Below are 12,936 nucleotides of genomic sequence, written 5' to 3'. Positions count from 1 at the left end.
GGCCATGAATCCCCAGCTTCAGAAACAGATCGGCGTCGGCGCGGTGGCGGGTCTCGTCCTGGCCGGCTTGGTCTACTTCCTGCTCGGCGGGAAGCGGGGCGAGTTGGAAACCGTCCGGGCCGATGTGAAGAACCTCCAGATCGAAGTGGACAAGGGCCGCCTGCTCAAGGCCAGCTACGAAAAGCTGCGCGATGAGGTCGCGAAGCAGGACAAGCGCATCGAGGAGTTGATCAAGATCATGCCCTCCGAGGCCGACTACGGCGAGATCCCCTACCGCATCAAGAAGCTCGCGGATGATGCAGGCATCGACCAGGTCTCCTTCGCCCTCAAGCCCGAGCGGAAGGACACCTACTACACGGAAAAGCCCGTGGAGTTCGAATTCAGGGTGGGATACCACACCTTCGGCCAGTTCGCCTCGCTGGTGTCCGGCTACGACAAGATCATCAACGTCTCCGGCATCGAGTTCACCCGCAAGACCGACAAGGGCAGTGTCTATCCGGCCACCGTGAAGTGCACCGTCAGCGCCTTCATCTACAATCCCGAACCTCCCCCGGCGGCGCCCGCCACGAAACCCGCCCCGGCACCGGCCCCCAAGGGCGGCGCCAAGGAGGATTGAGGAACCCGCCATGATCCATCGACTCCTGCATCTCCCCCTCCTCACCGGAATAGCCCTGGTCGCCCAGACCGGCCCGGCGGTCAAGCCCGCCGAGGCACCTGCCGCCGCGGCGCCGGAGGCTCCGGCCCAGGACGTGGCCATCATCAAGATCACGCCCTACAAGCCCACCATCCAGCGGGACCCCTTCGCCACGCCCCGGGATGACCGTCCCACGGATGCCCTCGATCTCATCGATGACATTGCCGTCAAGGGGATGATCCGGAAAGACGGCAAGAATTTTGCCATCGTCTCCGATAGCCGCGGGAATGTCCGCTGGCTCCCTGCGGGCCATCGGTTCAAGGATGGCGAGATCACCAGCATCACCGACAAGGCAGTGACGTTCCACCAATGGGATGTGAGTACCACCAACCGTTCTGTATTCCGCACCATCACGAAGACGTTCAAGCGTGAGGAGGGTAAACGATGAATGCTCGCCTGAGTTCCTTGCTGGTCGCAGGGGGCGTGGTCCTGGCGGGGATCCACACGGGGTCCCTCCTTGCCTCGCCGTCCACGGAAACCGCCGTCGCGAAGGCCTCCACCCTGGCTGCCGCGACCCTCGAGCCCGCGGGTGCGGGCGCCCGGGTGTCGCTCCGGATCCCGGGCATGCTGGGGCAGCCGGCCATCCAGGTCCTTTCCAGCCCCCTTCGGGTGGTACTGGACCTGCCGGGTGTCGACCGGGGAACCGCCGTCACCAAGAAGGATCTGGCCCAGCTGACCCATCCGCTGGTCCAGAAGGCTCGGCTCGGCCAGTTCTCGACCGCGCCCAAGCCGGTGACCCGGCTGGTGCTCGAAGTGGCCCCCGGCACCCAGGTGGTGGTGGGAACCAGCCCTGACGGCGTCCAGCTGATGCTGAACCCCGGCGAGGGCCGCGTCCAGGCACGGATCGAGGGGGTCTACCACCCCGGGGCGCTACCGCTGCCGGCGGTCCAGGCCTCCGCACCCGCCTCGGCCCCCGCTGCCACTGCGCCCGCTCCCGCGACCGTCCAGGCCTCGGCCAAGCCGCTGGCCACCCTGCCGGCGCTGGGCAGCTCCTTCCAGCTGCTGCCCCAGCTGGCGGCCTCCACGGCCCTTCCGGTGGCCACCCCCGAGGCGGTACAGCTGCCCGAGGCCGAGAAGGCTCCGGCTCCCGCCCACAACCGGTACACGGGTCGCACCCTCGGTGAGAGCTCCACCCGGTACACCGGCGCCAAGATCACCATCGACCTCCAGAACACGGATATCCGTGACTTCCTGCGCATCCTCGCGGATACCGGGAAGCTGAACCTGGTCATGGACCCCGACGTGCAGGGCAACTACGGATTCAAGTTCAACGAGACCCCCTGGGACCAGGTCCTGGATGTGGTGCTGAAGAACGCGAGCCTGGGCAAGGAGATCCAGAATGGCGTCCTGCGGGTCGCCAAAGTGGAGAAGCTCCAGAAGGAAGAGGAGGAGCGCAAGAAGCTGGAGGAGACCAAGGCCCTGGCCGGAGAACTCCAGACCATCACGCGTCCCCTCTCCTATGCCAAGGTCAGCGACGTCCAGCGCATCCTCAAGGAGATGATGACCAAGCGCGGCTCGGCCATCCTGGACGACCGCACCAACACCCTCATCATCACGGACCTGCCTTCGCGCATTCCCGTCATCGCCGAGCTGCTGGACACCCTGGATGTCCAGATCCAGCAGGTGCAGATCGAGGCCCGCGTAGTGGAAGCCAACAAGGACTGGCAGCGCCAGTTCGGCGTCAAGTGGCCCCAGGCCAATAGTGGCACTGCTGCCATCACGGGTGGTACGGGATCTTCCAGTACGCCTTGGGTAGGTTCACAGGCCCCCTTCTGGAATGGCATCCAGGGATTTAACAGGGCCCCCTCGGGCCAGTCCGCGGCCGTGGCTTGGTCCCCCGGCACTTCCGGCGTGACTTCCATCGCGGCCCCGGCGGGTGAGCTCTGGCTCTCCTTCCTCAGCAACCGCCTCAGCATCAATGCGGTCCTGCAGGCCCTGGAAACGGACGGCACCGTGAAGATCGTGTCCTCCCCGAAGGTGGTCACCCAGAACAACAAGAAGGCGACCATCCTCAGCGGTGAGAAGATCCCCTATCCCACCCAGCAGGGCGGGGCCCAGGGCGGTGCGATCACCGTGGCCTTCGTGGATGCCAACCTGCAGCTCGATGTCACGCCCCAGATCACCAACGAGGGCACCATCATCATGGACATCAAGCTGGAGAAGGCCGAGGCCGATTTCAGCCGCACGGTGCAGGGCACCCCCACCATCCTCCGCAAGGCGCTGGAGACCCAAATGCTCGTGCGGGATGGCGGCACGGCGGTCCTCGGCGGTGTCTATGTGACGAATCACAGCACAGGCCGGTCGGGCGTCCCCTTCCTGTCGAAGATCCCCCTCCTGGGCTTCCTCTTCCGCCGGGACACCAAGGCCGAGTCGAACAGCGAACTGCTGATCTTCATCACGCCGCGGGTGCTGCGCCAGTAGTCCGGCGCTGCCCAAAAGGAAACGGCCCCGTTCGGGGCCGTTTCCTTTTGCAGGAGAAAAACTACTTGGCGATGGGGAGGGTGCGGACGAGGCGCTTGCAGCTGTTGCAGAGGATCGTGAAGTTGTCCGCCTGCTCGAAGTGGTACTTGAAGCCGGGATCCTCGGAGACCTTCTCCAGGTGGCCGAACTGGTATTCGGCGATGCGTACGCTTTGGGGGGCGGTCAGATCGGCGCCGCAGTGGGTGCAGGAGATGGCGGCCATGCTTGCTCCTCGGGAGGCTAGAGAGTCAGGAATGGAACAGTTTCCAGAGCCCCCAGCTTACCAGAGCCAGCACCGCGAGACCCACGAAGACCCGCAGCAGCACCTTGCCGATCCGATATGCGACGTAGATCACGAACAGGAGGGCGAGGCCTCCGGCCACGAGGATGGTGGTGCTCACAGGCGCCTCCCGTCTGAGTCCCAGCAGTAGAAACCCCTCCGGGCCTTCCTCCCCGTGTCCCCCCGGGCCACCAGGTCCCGGAGCAGGGCCGGGGGCTCGAAGTGGGAATCCCCGGTGGCCCGGAAGAGGCCCTCGGCGATGCGCAGGCGAAGGTCGAGGCCGACGCGGTCCGACAGCTCCAGGGGGCCCACGGGGTGGCCATAGCCAAGGGTCATGAGGGCGTCCAGGTCCTCCGCCGAGGGGCCACCCGCTTCCAGCAGCCGCATGGCCTCGAGGCCCTGGGCCAGGGCCATGCGGGCCGCGGCGAAACCGGGCTGGTCCTTCACGACCACCACCCGCTTGCGCAGGGCCGCCCCGAAGGCCCGGGCCCGATCGGTCCAGGCCTCCGGAGTGCCAGTGGGGACGGCGACCTCCACCACCGCCATCCGGGGCACCGGCACGAAGAGGTGGAACCCCAGGAGGCGCTGCCGGAGCCCGGCGGCCTCGGCCAGGCCGGAGATGGGCAGGGCTGACGTGCCCGAAAGCAGCAGGAGTTCCCTCCCGCCCCAGCCTGCGGCGGCAGCCAGGGCATCGGCCTTCAGGCCCGGATCCTCCGGAAGGGCCTCCAGGAGGAGGGATACGCCCTCCAGGGCCTCGGGACCGAAGCCGTGTGGCCGGAGCCTCCGGAGGGCCCGCTCGCGGGCCTCGGGAGCCAGATCGCCCTTCTGCTGAGCGGTCTCCCAGCGCCGTTCCACTTCCCGGAGCCCCTGCCGGGCGTGGTCCGGATCGCGGCCGAGCAGGCGCACCTCCAGCCCGCATTCCGCGGCCCACTGGGCGGCCGAGAGGCCGAGGCTGCCGGGGCCCAGGATGGCCAGGGCGCCGGTCAAGGCTGGTCCCCGGCATCCGGGATCCGGCATTCCAGGTGGTCCTGGCACAGCCCCTCCCACACCACGGCCCGCCCCGTGTTGAACGCCTTGACGATGGAGCCCTTGCCGCCCGCCACCAGATCACCGGCCAGGAAGAGGCCCGGCACGGTGGAGTGGAACCGGTGGTCCACCCGGGGATGCTTGCCGTCCAGCTCCACGCCCGCCTGGCGCAGGAAGCCCTCCGGGGTGGCGCCGCCCAGGGCGTACACCACGTGATCGAAGCGCGCCGTCCGGCCGTCCTTGAAGACGGCCTCGATCCGCGGGGCCTCCCCGGCGTCCCGGAGCGAGGCGATATCCGCGTTGCGCCAGACCGTGGCCTGGCCGGAGGCTTCCAGATCCTGGAGGATCCGGCGGTTCACCTCGTTGGCCTTGGCGAACTCGGCGCCGCGGTAGGCCAGGGTGACGGCGCGTCCCGGGTAGAGGTATTCCACGTATTCCAGAGCCGTGTTGCCCCCGCCGACCACGAGCACGCTCTCGCCAGCAGGGACGTCCTCGGTGAGATCGAAGCGGACATGGCCCTTGAGGGTGGCGGGCAGGGGATAGTCGGGCTTGTTGGGTCGCCCGAACACCCCGATGGCGATCACCACCGTTCGCGCGTGATAGGAGGTTCCCTGGGCGTCCATGGCCTCGAAGCCGCCCCCCTCCAGGGGCGTGATGCGGCTGACCTCGGTGTGGCTGCGGATCTCCAGGCCATACTCCCGCACGAACCCATCGAGGGTCGCCAGCACGGTCTCCCGGTTGCCATCGACGATGCAGACCGAGCCTTCGCATTCCACCTGCTGGCCCAGGTAGACCTTGTCCACCCGCTTGCCGGGCGTGTAGAGCTTCTCGATGGAGAAACTGTGGCTGGGCCCCTTTTCCAGCAGCAGGATGCGCCGGATGCCCGCCCGGCGGGCCTCCACGGCCGTGGCGATCCCCGCCGGTCCCGCCCCCACGATCAACAGGTCCAGAAGATCCGGGTCTCCAGCTGCTTCGGCCATTGTTTCGCCCCTCCACCCGCTATGATGAACGGAAAGGGCCATTCGTACCTTCCCGAACCCACAGCCCGCCAGGGTCGCCACTTCCTCATGCTCATCGATTTCGCCGCGATCACCCATCCGGGCAAAGTCCGGAGGAACAACGAAGATGCCTACCTGCTGAGCGTGCTGGACGGCGAAGAGCCCATCATCAACGCCCCGGCCAGCTCGCTGAAGGTGGGCGAGCCGGGTCTGCTCGTGGCGGTGGCCGATGGCATGGGCGGGGCCGCCGCGGGGGAGGTGGCCAGCCGCGAGGGCCTGGCCGCCGTCGCCCTGTACCTCTTCGGCCACTGGGGGCGCCTGGCACCGGGCAAGGGCCGCGAGGCTGACCTCATCAAGGCGCTGGAAGCCGCCGTGCGGGAGGCCAGCGACGCCGTGCTGCGCTATTCCGACGACGACCGCACGGCCCGGGGCATGGGATCGACCCTGACGGCGGCGGTCATCTGGAACGGCCATGCCTATGTGGCCCAGATTGGCGATTCCCGGGCCTACCTGCTGCGCCAGGGCGCCCTGCATCAGCTCACCGAGGACCAGACGCTGGTGAACGATCTGGTGGCCCAGGGCTCGCTCACCCGGGAACAGGCGCGCACCCATCCCCAGCGCAACATGATCACCCAGGCGCTCGGTTCGCCCCAGCCGCTGAAGGTGGCGCTCTCCCGCCTGGCCCTGCGCCGGGGGGACCGCCTCCTGTGCTGTTCCGACGGCCTCCACGGCGAAGTGGGGGACGGCCACATCCAGGACGTGCTGAAGCAGAACCTCAGCCCCCGGCGCAGCCTGGAGCTGCTGCTGGACGAGGCCATCGTCCGGGGCGCCCGGGACAACGTCACCGGCGTGGTCCTGGTTCTCAACGATCCCGCCCTGCCCCTGCCCACCCCAGGAGAACCTCTGGACCTCCTGCACCCGGATTCCCGGGGCCCTGGCCGCGGCTTCTGGGGCCGGCTGCGGGGACTTTTCGGAGGCACCGCCTCATGAGCATCCTTCAGGGGACCGTGTCCCTCAAACGCTTCCTGGTGCTCGGCCCTGTGCCGGATCCCAAGGACCTCCAGGCCGGCCTGGAGCAGGACCAGTTCCGCCCCTTCCAGGACGGGATGGAGGAGGAGCGCATGGGCTGGTGCGACTGGCGCAACCCGCTCATCACGCCGCCCGACGAGGACTGGGTCGGGCAGGAGCGCTTCGCCGTCTTCGGCCTCCGCATCGACACGCGCCGCGTGCCGCCGGCCCTGCTCAAGGCCCACATGGACCTGCGGCTGCAGAGCCTGCTCAAGGAGAAGGACCTGGCCTTCATCGGCAAGGAGGCCCGCATTTCCCTTCAGGACGAAGTGAAGCTGGAGCTCTTGCGCAAAGTGCTGCCGACGCCGCGGGTGGTGGAGGTGGCCTGGGATCTCAAGGGCGGCATCCTCTGGACCACGGCTTCCTCCAGCAAGGCCCAGGGTGCGCTCTCGACCCTGTTCATCAAGTCCTTCGGCTGCGAGATCCATCCCCTGGCGCCCCTGGTGCTGGCGGGCCGGCTCAATCCCGGATTGTCCGTGGAGGGCCTGATGGCCCTGGATCCGCTGGATCTCGAACTCGAGGAGGCCTAGGTGAAGCCGCTTGAACTCATGGAGCAGGGCCGCTTCCTCGGCGAGGAGTTCCTTCTCTGGCTCTGGATGCGCAGCATGACGGAAGGGGGCGCCAGCGGCGAGGAGGGCGACGGGTCCGGCTGCTTCGTGGACGACGCCATCCAGCTGGCCTCCGAGCGCGGCGAGGTGAAGGAGATCAGCCTCCGCAAGGGCAACCCCGCGGAGAGCCGCGAGGCCTTCGAGTCCCTCGGCCGCGGCATGCGACCCGCGAAGATGAAGCTCCGCATCCTCTCTGGCGACCTGGAATGGGTGTTCACCCTCAACGCCGCCACCCTGGACATGGGCACGCTCAAGCTGCCGCCCAGCACCGGCAAGGCGCCCCACGAACGCCTCCACGACCGGCTCTTCCTGCTGGAGGAGGGCGCGGGCCACCTGGAGCGGCGCCTGAAGGTCTTCCTGCAGGCCCGCTCTGAAGATCCCGGCGGCCTCGAGGAATCCATGCGCGCATGGGTCCGGGCGGGGCGTACGGGTGAGGCGCTGCCCGCGGGCGAGGCGCCGTGGGAGGCGTGAGCCTCCGCTGGTCGGCAGGCCTGAGACACGCCGCCGTCCTGCTGCCCGCGGTGATCGCCGTGGCGCAGGAACCCGCCCCCGTGCTGGCCCAGGCCCGCACGCCCGAAGGCCGGGCCATCCTCCTCCGGCTCCAGTTCCGGAAGGGACTCAGCACCGAAGGGAAGGCGCTGCCGAAGGCCTTCCTGGCCAAGGGCGCCGATGCCAGCGGCTGGGTTCCCTTCGAGGGCCTCAGCCCCCAGGGCAAGCGCTGGGCTCTCGCGGCCCTGTTCCCCGAGGACCAGTGGCGCCAGGAGGAGGTCCGCCACCGGATCAGCCATCCCGAGGTGGAATCCGTGTGGACGCTGGCCGCGCTGTTCACCGGCCACGGGCAGAACTACGACCGCCTCATGGCCGAGAACCCGGAGCTGCCCGAGAAACTGCGCGAGGGCGACGTCTGGCGGATCCCCCGCAGCCTGCTCTCGGCGGATCTCGGCGGCCTCGGCAAGGGGCCCGACCGCTCCCAGCCCGAGGACGAGCTGGACGACGAGGCCCGCGTGGCGGCCTATCGCGGGCTGCTCTCCTTCGGCGAGGACGCCCAGGGCAAGTTCGCCGCCTATCGCATGCGCAAGGGTGAGGCGCTGTACTCGAGCGTGGTCATCCGCTACACCGACCGGGTGGATCCCAAGGGCGTGAACGAGCTGGCGGAACTCATCGCCCAGCGCAGCGGCATCGCCGATGTGCGCGGCATCCAGCCGGGCCAGCTCGTCAAGATCCCCGTGGCCTTCCTGGCGGATCCCTTCCAGTCCGAGGGCAGCACGGGCCTGGCCGAGGAGCGCGAGGTCCGGGCCGAAGTGCGCCGCACGACGCGGGTGGAGGCAGGGCCGAAGCTGAAGGGCGTGCGGATCATCCTGGACGCCGGTCATGGCGGCGTGGACCCCGGCGCCCGGGCCAACGGCCTCTGGGAATCCGACTTCGTCTACGACATCACCATGCGCGTGCGCCGCCTCCTCGAGCAGGAGACCGACGCCCAGGTGAGCAGCACCATCCGCTACCCCGCGCTGGGCTTCCAGAGCCGCGAGGCCATCCGGACGCCCAGCCGCGCCGCGGAGATCCTCACCAGCCCGCCCTTCGCCGTGGATGGCGAGAGCCCGTCGGCCGTGAGCGTCCACCTGCGCTGGGTGCTGGCCAACGACCTCTTCGCAGCCTTCCGGAAGACCCGCGGGGATGCCCAGAAAACACTCTTCCTCAGCTTCCATGCCGACAGCCTGCACCCCTCCGCGCGGGGCTCGATGGTCTACGTGCCCGGGGCGGCCCTGGTGCCCTCGACCTTCGCCCTGGGCGGAGCCAAGACCGGCCATGTGACCGAGGCGAAGCGCTCCAGCCGGGTGGCCTTCACGGGCCGGGAGAAGCTGCAGGGCGAGGCCCGCAGCCGCCAGTTCTCCGAGGCCCTGCTGAAGGCCCTCCAGAAGGACAACATCCCCGTCCACGCCAACCGCCCCATCCGCAACGTCATCTACCGCGGCCATGGGAAGTGGGTTCCCGCGGTCATCCGCTACAGCACCGGCGCCACCAAGGCCCTCATCGAAGTGGCCAACCTCACCAACGAGAACGACGCCGCCAACCTGCGCGATCCCGACTTCCGCGAGCGCTACGCCGTGGCGGTGGTGAACGCGATCCGGGCGTACTACCGGCGATAGGGTCCGTACGGCGGCGCAAAGGTGCCCTTGGTGCCGTCGGGAAAAGGGTGAGAATGGAAGCGGAGGGTCGGATGCGACTGCTGCTGGTGGCGCTGGTCCTGCTCATCGGGTTTGGCTGCCGGAAGCCGGAAGCCACGGTTCCGCCCCAGGCGCGGCTCATCGTGCGCTACCTGGACCGGGATGCGGTGCTGGACCTGGCCGCGCTACCGGCCGAGGGGCCATGGCGGGTGATGAACGCCGGGCAGTGGGAGCCCCTGGAGGTCCGCTGGAAGTCCGGCGCGCCCAGGATCGGCGCCGCCGTCGTGGGTCGCACAGCCCCCGACTGGGTGCTGCTGGAGGATCCTGCTCAGGACACCCACCGCGTCGTCATGCGCGGGCCCGGCCCCGAAGAGCTCCGCGACCGCAACCAGCGCATGGACCCCGATGACCGCGACGCCCTGGCCGTGCTGGGCGTCCTGTGGGTGCTGGGATGGACGCGGTGGTAGGAGGCACCAGCGACCTCCGCTAGAATGGCCCTTCCCGAGGCGGCCCCCTTGGCCCCCGGCGATTGAGAGGCATCCATGACGACGACTCCCCTGGTGGGCATCCTGATGGGCTCCAAGAACGACTGGGAGACCATGCAACACACGGCCCTCACCCTGAAGAGCCTGGGCGTTCCCTTTGAGGCCCATGTGGCCAGCGCGCACCGCACGCCGGAGAAGGTGGTGGCGTTCTGCAAGGAGGCCGAGGGCCGGGGCCTGAGGGTGATCATCGCGGCGGCGGGCGGGGCTGCGCACCTGGCGGGCGTCTGCGCCAGCAAGACGCACCTGCCGGTGCTGGGTGTGCCCATGAAGGGCTGGGCCACGGAGGGCATGGACGCGCTGCTCTCCACGGTGCAGATGCCGTCGGGCATTCCCGTGGGCACCCTCGCCATCGGCAAGGCCGGCGCCATCAATGCGGCGCTGCTGGCCACGTCGATCCTCTCGCTCACGGATGCCGGCATCCGCGAGCGCTACCTGGCCTACCGCCAGGCGCAGACGGAAAAGGCCCTGGCCGATGATGATCTCGTGATGCCCTGACCATGGACCGCGTCCACCTCATCACCCTGTCCGACCGCGCCTCCCGGGGCGAGTACCAGGACCAGTCCACGCCGCTGCTGACCTCGTGGCTCAAGGGGCAGGGGGTGAAGGTCGTGACGGCCTCGCTGATGCCGGACGACCCGGCGGCCCTGGAGGCGGATATGAGGGCCGCCGTGGCCTCGGATGCGCCCCTGGTGCTGACCTGCGGCGGCACGGGCTTCGGCCCCCGGGACACCACGCCGGAGGCCACGCGCCGCATCATGGAGCGCGAGGCGCCGGGCATCTGCGAGCTGATCCGCGCCAAGGGCGGCCATCCCCTGGCCTTCGCCAGCCGGGCCGTCTGCGGCATCGCGGGGCGGACGGTGATCCTGAACCTGTCGGGACGGCCCGCGGCGGCCCTGGAGCAGATCCAGCTGGCCTGGCCCCTGCTTCAGCACGCCGTCTCCGTGCTGCGGAAGGAAGGCGCGGCCGGAGGGCCCTGCACGTGAAGGTCTGGGCCCGCATCAACCACGTGGGCTGGGTGCACCTCTGGCGCCGGCGCGAGGACTTCGAAGCGGCCGAGCCCTCGGCCCACTTCCTCCATGCCCGCACGGATCCCCGCTGGCAGGAGGTGGTCCTCAGCGCCGAGCAGCGGCGGGGCCTCGAAGCGGGCGACCTGGTGGAGGTGGAGGACCCGGGCTACTTCATTGACGAAGCGTAAGGACCCTTTGCGCTGGGTCACGCTTTTGGGCGGGCAGGGCCCTCGTCATGCGATGGTTGAAGCTGCTTTCCTGACGAGGCCTCCGGCATGACCGAGCTCCAGCAGTCTCTCCACACCCTGGGCCGCCTGGTGGGCTGCACGCCCCTCCTGGCGCTGGACGTCCGGTTCCGGGGTGAGGCCCGGCGGATCTACGCCAAGGCGGAGAACTTCAACTTCACGGGCAGCATCAAGGACCGCATGGCCCTGCACATCCTCCGGAAGGCCCACGACACGGGCCTGCTCAAGCCCGGAGCGCCCATCGCCGAGGCCACCAGCGGCAACACGGGCATCTCCTTCGCGGCCCTGGGGCGCGCGCTGGGCCATCCCGTGACCATCTTCATGCCCGACTGGATGAGCCAGGAGCGCAAGGACCTGATCCGCTCCTTCGGCGCCCGGATCCGCCTGGTGAGCGCGGCCGAGGGCGGCTTCCTGGGCTCCATCCGCCTCAGCGAGGCCTGGGCCAGGGAGACGCCGGGCGCCTTCCTGCCCTGCCAGTTCGCCAACGAGGCCAACGTGGAGGCCCATGCCACCACCACCGGTCCGGAGATCCTGGCCCAGCTGGCCTCCGTGGGCCTGAAGCCCGGCGCCTTCGTGGCGGGCGTGGGCACCGGCGGCACGGTGATGGGCGTCGGGAGCTTCCTCAAGGGCGTGGATCCGGGCATCCGGGTCCATCCCGTGGAGCCGTCCAATTCGCCCACCCTGCACACGGGCCACAAGGTCGGAAAGCACCGCATCCAGGGCATCTCCGACGAGTTCATCCCCGCCATCGTGAAGCTCGACCAGCTGGATGACATCCTCTCCGTGGATGATGGCGACGCCATCCTCATGGCCCAGAAGCTGGCGGACCGGGGCCTGGGCGTGGGCATCAGCAGCGGGGCGAACTTCCTGGCGGCCCTCCAGGCCCAGGACCGGCTCGGGAGCGATGCGGTGGTGGTGACGGTCTTCAGCGACAGCAACAAGAAGTACCTCTCCACCGACCTGATGCGGGAGGAGCCGGCCAAGGCGGGCTTCCTCAGCCCCGAGGTGGAGCTGGTCGGGATCGGGCAGGCCATCCGGGTCTGCGGGATCTGCATCCAGGCCGGGGGAAAGGTCCGGGACTGCGGCTGCTGATCAGGCCACAGGCTGCTGGAGGGCGGCCTCCAGCCGGTGGTACAGCGCCAGCAGGGAGCAGCTGAGCCACAGGTTCATGGCGCCGCCCAGCAGGTTGAAGACCCAGAGGGCGGGGTGCTTCAGGCGGAGCAGGGCGCTGGGGCCGAGATCGGGGTCGGTGGCGGGGAGGAGGCGGTCCAGGGCCCAGCCCGCGGCGATCTGGTAGACCAGGGCCACCAGCAGCATGGCCAGCACCGCCTGGACGATCCGGGGCCAGTGGCGGGCCATGGCGGCCTGGCTCCAGCGCAGGGAGTCGAGCGCGGAGTCCCCCCGGAGCAGCATCCGCATGGGCGCCCACCCGAAGAGGGTGAGGAGCAGGATCCCAGGGACCAGGAAGCAGAACAGGCCCAGGCCGATGGCGACGCTGAGGCCCAGGCGGAGGAGGAAGGCCTTCAGCCAGCGGCCATCGAAGACCGCGGGCCAGGACGCCGTGGGATTGGCCGGAGCGTCGCGCAGCTCCGCGTCCAGCTGTGCCTGCAGCCTGGGGATGAAGTACATCTCCAGCGGCAGCAGGCCCGCGAAGCCGAAGATGGGCTGGATCAGGAGGCTGGGGCCCACCTTCGCCGCCAGCTCCAGGGCCGGTCCCAGCTGGGCCAGGACCATGGCCAGCAGGGCCAGCCCGAAGCTGAGCAGGGGATGGCAGCGCAGGAAGGCGAGCCCCTCGCGGAGGGCGCCCAGGTGGGAAGGCAGTGGCGTACGCATCCCTCCA

At 69.2% G+C, this 12,936-nt stretch carries 17 protein-coding genes; 12 read left to right on the top strand and 5 right to left on the bottom strand.

The features are described from left to right. Positions 1–4 precede the first annotated feature (4 nt). Genes QSJ30_RS06725 through QSJ30_RS06715 form a run of 3 tightly spaced genes read left to right on the top strand, consistent with a single transcriptional unit; the run spans position 5 to position 3,115 of the window. Positions 5–616: a type IV pilus inner membrane component PilO gene (locus tag QSJ30_RS06725; RefSeq protein WP_285607692.1), complete on the top strand. Its 612-nt coding sequence runs from the start codon at positions 5–7 to the stop codon at positions 614–616. Positions 617–626: 10 nt separating this feature from the next. Then, positions 627–1,082: a hypothetical protein gene (locus QSJ30_RS06720; protein ID WP_285607690.1), complete on the top strand. Its 456-nt coding sequence runs from the start codon at positions 627–629 to the stop codon at positions 1,080–1,082. Further along, positions 1,079–3,115 (top strand): type IV pilus secretin family protein, encoded by a 2,037-nt coding sequence (locus QSJ30_RS06715; protein WP_285607689.1) that lies wholly within the window; start codon positions 1,079–1,081, stop codon positions 3,113–3,115. The genes QSJ30_RS06720 and QSJ30_RS06715 overlap by 4 nt, the downstream gene beginning before the upstream one ends. A gap of 61 nt (positions 3,116–3,176) precedes the next feature. On the opposite strand, the gene QSJ30_RS06710 is transcribed toward QSJ30_RS06715, so the two are convergent. Genes QSJ30_RS06710 through QSJ30_RS06695 form a run of 4 tightly spaced genes read right to left on the bottom strand, consistent with a single transcriptional unit; the run spans position 3,177 to position 5,440 of the window. Next, positions 3,177–3,377, bottom strand: coding sequence for a hypothetical protein (locus QSJ30_RS06710; protein ID WP_243301923.1), 201 nt, complete (start codon positions 3,375–3,377; stop codon positions 3,177–3,179). 25 nt (positions 3,378–3,402) lie between these two features. After that, positions 3,403–3,555, bottom strand: a complete 153-nt coding sequence (locus tag QSJ30_RS06705) for a hypothetical protein (protein WP_285607685.1) — start codon at positions 3,553–3,555, stop codon at positions 3,403–3,405. After that, positions 3,552–4,421 carry a 3-hydroxyacyl-CoA dehydrogenase family protein gene (locus QSJ30_RS06700; protein WP_285607684.1) on the bottom strand — a complete coding sequence of 290 codons (870 nt, stop codon included), beginning with the start codon at positions 4,419–4,421 and terminating at the stop codon, positions 3,552–3,554. Before QSJ30_RS06700 ends, QSJ30_RS06705 begins: the two co-directional genes overlap by 4 nt. Continuing rightward, complete coding sequence (locus QSJ30_RS06695; protein ID WP_285607682.1) at positions 4,418–5,440, bottom strand: NAD(P)-binding domain-containing protein; 1,023 nt, start codon at positions 5,438–5,440, stop codon at positions 4,418–4,420. The genes QSJ30_RS06700 and QSJ30_RS06695 overlap by 4 nt, the downstream gene beginning before the upstream one ends. 21 nt (positions 5,441–5,461) lie before the next feature. Between QSJ30_RS06695 and QSJ30_RS06690 the strand changes: the two genes are divergently transcribed. The 9 genes from QSJ30_RS06690 to QSJ30_RS06650 all read left to right on the top strand — a co-directional run bounded on the left by QSJ30_RS06690 (position 5,462) and on the right by QSJ30_RS06650 (position 12,188). After that, on the top strand, positions 5,462–6,448 hold the full coding sequence (locus QSJ30_RS06690) for a PP2C family protein-serine/threonine phosphatase (protein ID WP_285607680.1): 987 nt from the start codon (positions 5,462–5,464) through the stop codon (positions 6,446–6,448). After that, positions 6,445–7,056 carry a recombination-associated protein RdgC gene (gene rdgC / locus QSJ30_RS06685; RefSeq protein ID WP_285607677.1) on the top strand — a complete coding sequence of 204 codons (612 nt, stop codon included), beginning with the start codon at positions 6,445–6,447 and terminating at the stop codon, positions 7,054–7,056. The genes QSJ30_RS06690 and rdgC overlap by 4 nt, the downstream gene beginning before the upstream one ends. Further along, the gene (locus tag QSJ30_RS06680; RefSeq protein ID WP_285607675.1) at positions 7,057–7,605 is read left to right on the top strand and encodes a hypothetical protein; all 549 of its coding nucleotides are present in this window, start codon (positions 7,057–7,059) and stop codon (positions 7,603–7,605) included. Next, a complete protein-coding gene (locus tag QSJ30_RS06675) occupies positions 7,602–9,281 on the top strand; it encodes an N-acetylmuramoyl-L-alanine amidase family protein (protein WP_285607674.1) in 1,680 nt (559 codons plus the stop codon). Before QSJ30_RS06680 ends, QSJ30_RS06675 begins: the two co-directional genes overlap by 4 nt. A 71-nt stretch (positions 9,282–9,352) precedes the next feature. Continuing rightward, positions 9,353–9,766, top strand: a complete 414-nt coding sequence (locus tag QSJ30_RS06670) for a hypothetical protein (protein WP_285607672.1) — start codon at positions 9,353–9,355, stop codon at positions 9,764–9,766. 75 nt (positions 9,767–9,841) lie between these two features. Next, positions 9,842–10,339, top strand: coding sequence for a 5-(carboxyamino)imidazole ribonucleotide mutase (gene purE / locus QSJ30_RS06665; RefSeq protein WP_285607671.1), 498 nt, complete (start codon positions 9,842–9,844; stop codon positions 10,337–10,339). 2 nt (positions 10,340–10,341) lie between these two features. Beyond that, complete coding sequence (locus QSJ30_RS06660; protein ID WP_285607669.1) at positions 10,342–10,827, top strand: MogA/MoaB family molybdenum cofactor biosynthesis protein; 486 nt, start codon at positions 10,342–10,344, stop codon at positions 10,825–10,827. After that, positions 10,824–11,039: a hypothetical protein gene (locus QSJ30_RS06655; RefSeq protein ID WP_285607668.1), complete on the top strand. Its 216-nt coding sequence runs from the start codon at positions 10,824–10,826 to the stop codon at positions 11,037–11,039. Before QSJ30_RS06660 ends, QSJ30_RS06655 begins: the two co-directional genes overlap by 4 nt. Before the next feature lie 87 nt (positions 11,040–11,126). Further along, on the top strand, positions 11,127–12,188 hold the full coding sequence (locus QSJ30_RS06650) for a PLP-dependent cysteine synthase family protein (RefSeq protein ID WP_285607666.1): 1,062 nt from the start codon (positions 11,127–11,129) through the stop codon (positions 12,186–12,188). Here the strand turns inward: QSJ30_RS06650 and QSJ30_RS06645 are convergent, their stop codons facing one another. Further along, positions 12,189–12,929, bottom strand: coding sequence for a hypothetical protein (locus QSJ30_RS06645; protein WP_285607664.1), 741 nt, complete (start codon positions 12,927–12,929; stop codon positions 12,189–12,191). Positions 12,930–12,936: the final 7 nt, after the last annotated feature.

The sequence above is a fragment of the Geothrix edaphica genome, assembly GCF_030268045.1.
GTDB lineage: Bacteria > Acidobacteriota > Holophagae > Holophagales > Holophagaceae > Geothrix > Geothrix edaphica.
Note: the sequence above shows the minus strand (reverse complement) of the source record. Positions and strands in the feature narration are given on the sequence as shown.

What these genes read in the sequence shown, in the direction of transcription:
- rdgC (WP_285607677.1), top strand. Translation starts at nt 6,445, where the DNA reads ATGAGCATCCTTCAGGGGACCGTGTCCCTCAAACGCTTCCTGGTGCTC.
- QSJ30_RS06710 (WP_243301923.1), bottom strand. Translation starts at nt 3,377, where the DNA reads ATGGCCGCCATCTCCTGCACCCACTGCGGCGCCGATCTGACCGCCCCC.
- purE (WP_285607671.1), top strand. Translation starts at nt 9,842, where the DNA reads ATGACGACGACTCCCCTGGTGGGCATCCTGATGGGCTCCAAGAACGAC.
- QSJ30_RS06670 (WP_285607672.1), top strand. Translation starts at nt 9,353, where the DNA reads ATGCGACTGCTGCTGGTGGCGCTGGTCCTGCTCATCGGGTTTGGCTGC.
- QSJ30_RS06660 (WP_285607669.1), top strand. Translation starts at nt 10,342, where the DNA reads ATGGACCGCGTCCACCTCATCACCCTGTCCGACCGCGCCTCCCGGGGC.
- QSJ30_RS06645 (WP_285607664.1), bottom strand. Translation starts at nt 12,929, where the DNA reads ATGCGTACGCCACTGCCTTCCCACCTGGGCGCCCTCCGCGAGGGGCTC.
- QSJ30_RS06695 (WP_285607682.1), bottom strand. Translation starts at nt 5,440, where the DNA reads ATGGCCGAAGCAGCTGGAGACCCGGATCTTCTGGACCTGTTGATCGTG.
- QSJ30_RS06720 (WP_285607690.1), top strand. Translation starts at nt 627, where the DNA reads ATGATCCATCGACTCCTGCATCTCCCCCTCCTCACCGGAATAGCCCTG.
- QSJ30_RS06650 (WP_285607666.1), top strand. Translation starts at nt 11,127, where the DNA reads ATGACCGAGCTCCAGCAGTCTCTCCACACCCTGGGCCGCCTGGTGGGC.
- QSJ30_RS06725 (WP_285607692.1), top strand. Translation starts at nt 5, where the DNA reads ATGAATCCCCAGCTTCAGAAACAGATCGGCGTCGGCGCGGTGGCGGGT.
- QSJ30_RS06715 (WP_285607689.1), top strand. Translation starts at nt 1,079, where the DNA reads ATGAATGCTCGCCTGAGTTCCTTGCTGGTCGCAGGGGGCGTGGTCCTG.
- QSJ30_RS06690 (WP_285607680.1), top strand. Translation starts at nt 5,462, where the DNA reads ATGATGAACGGAAAGGGCCATTCGTACCTTCCCGAACCCACAGCCCGC.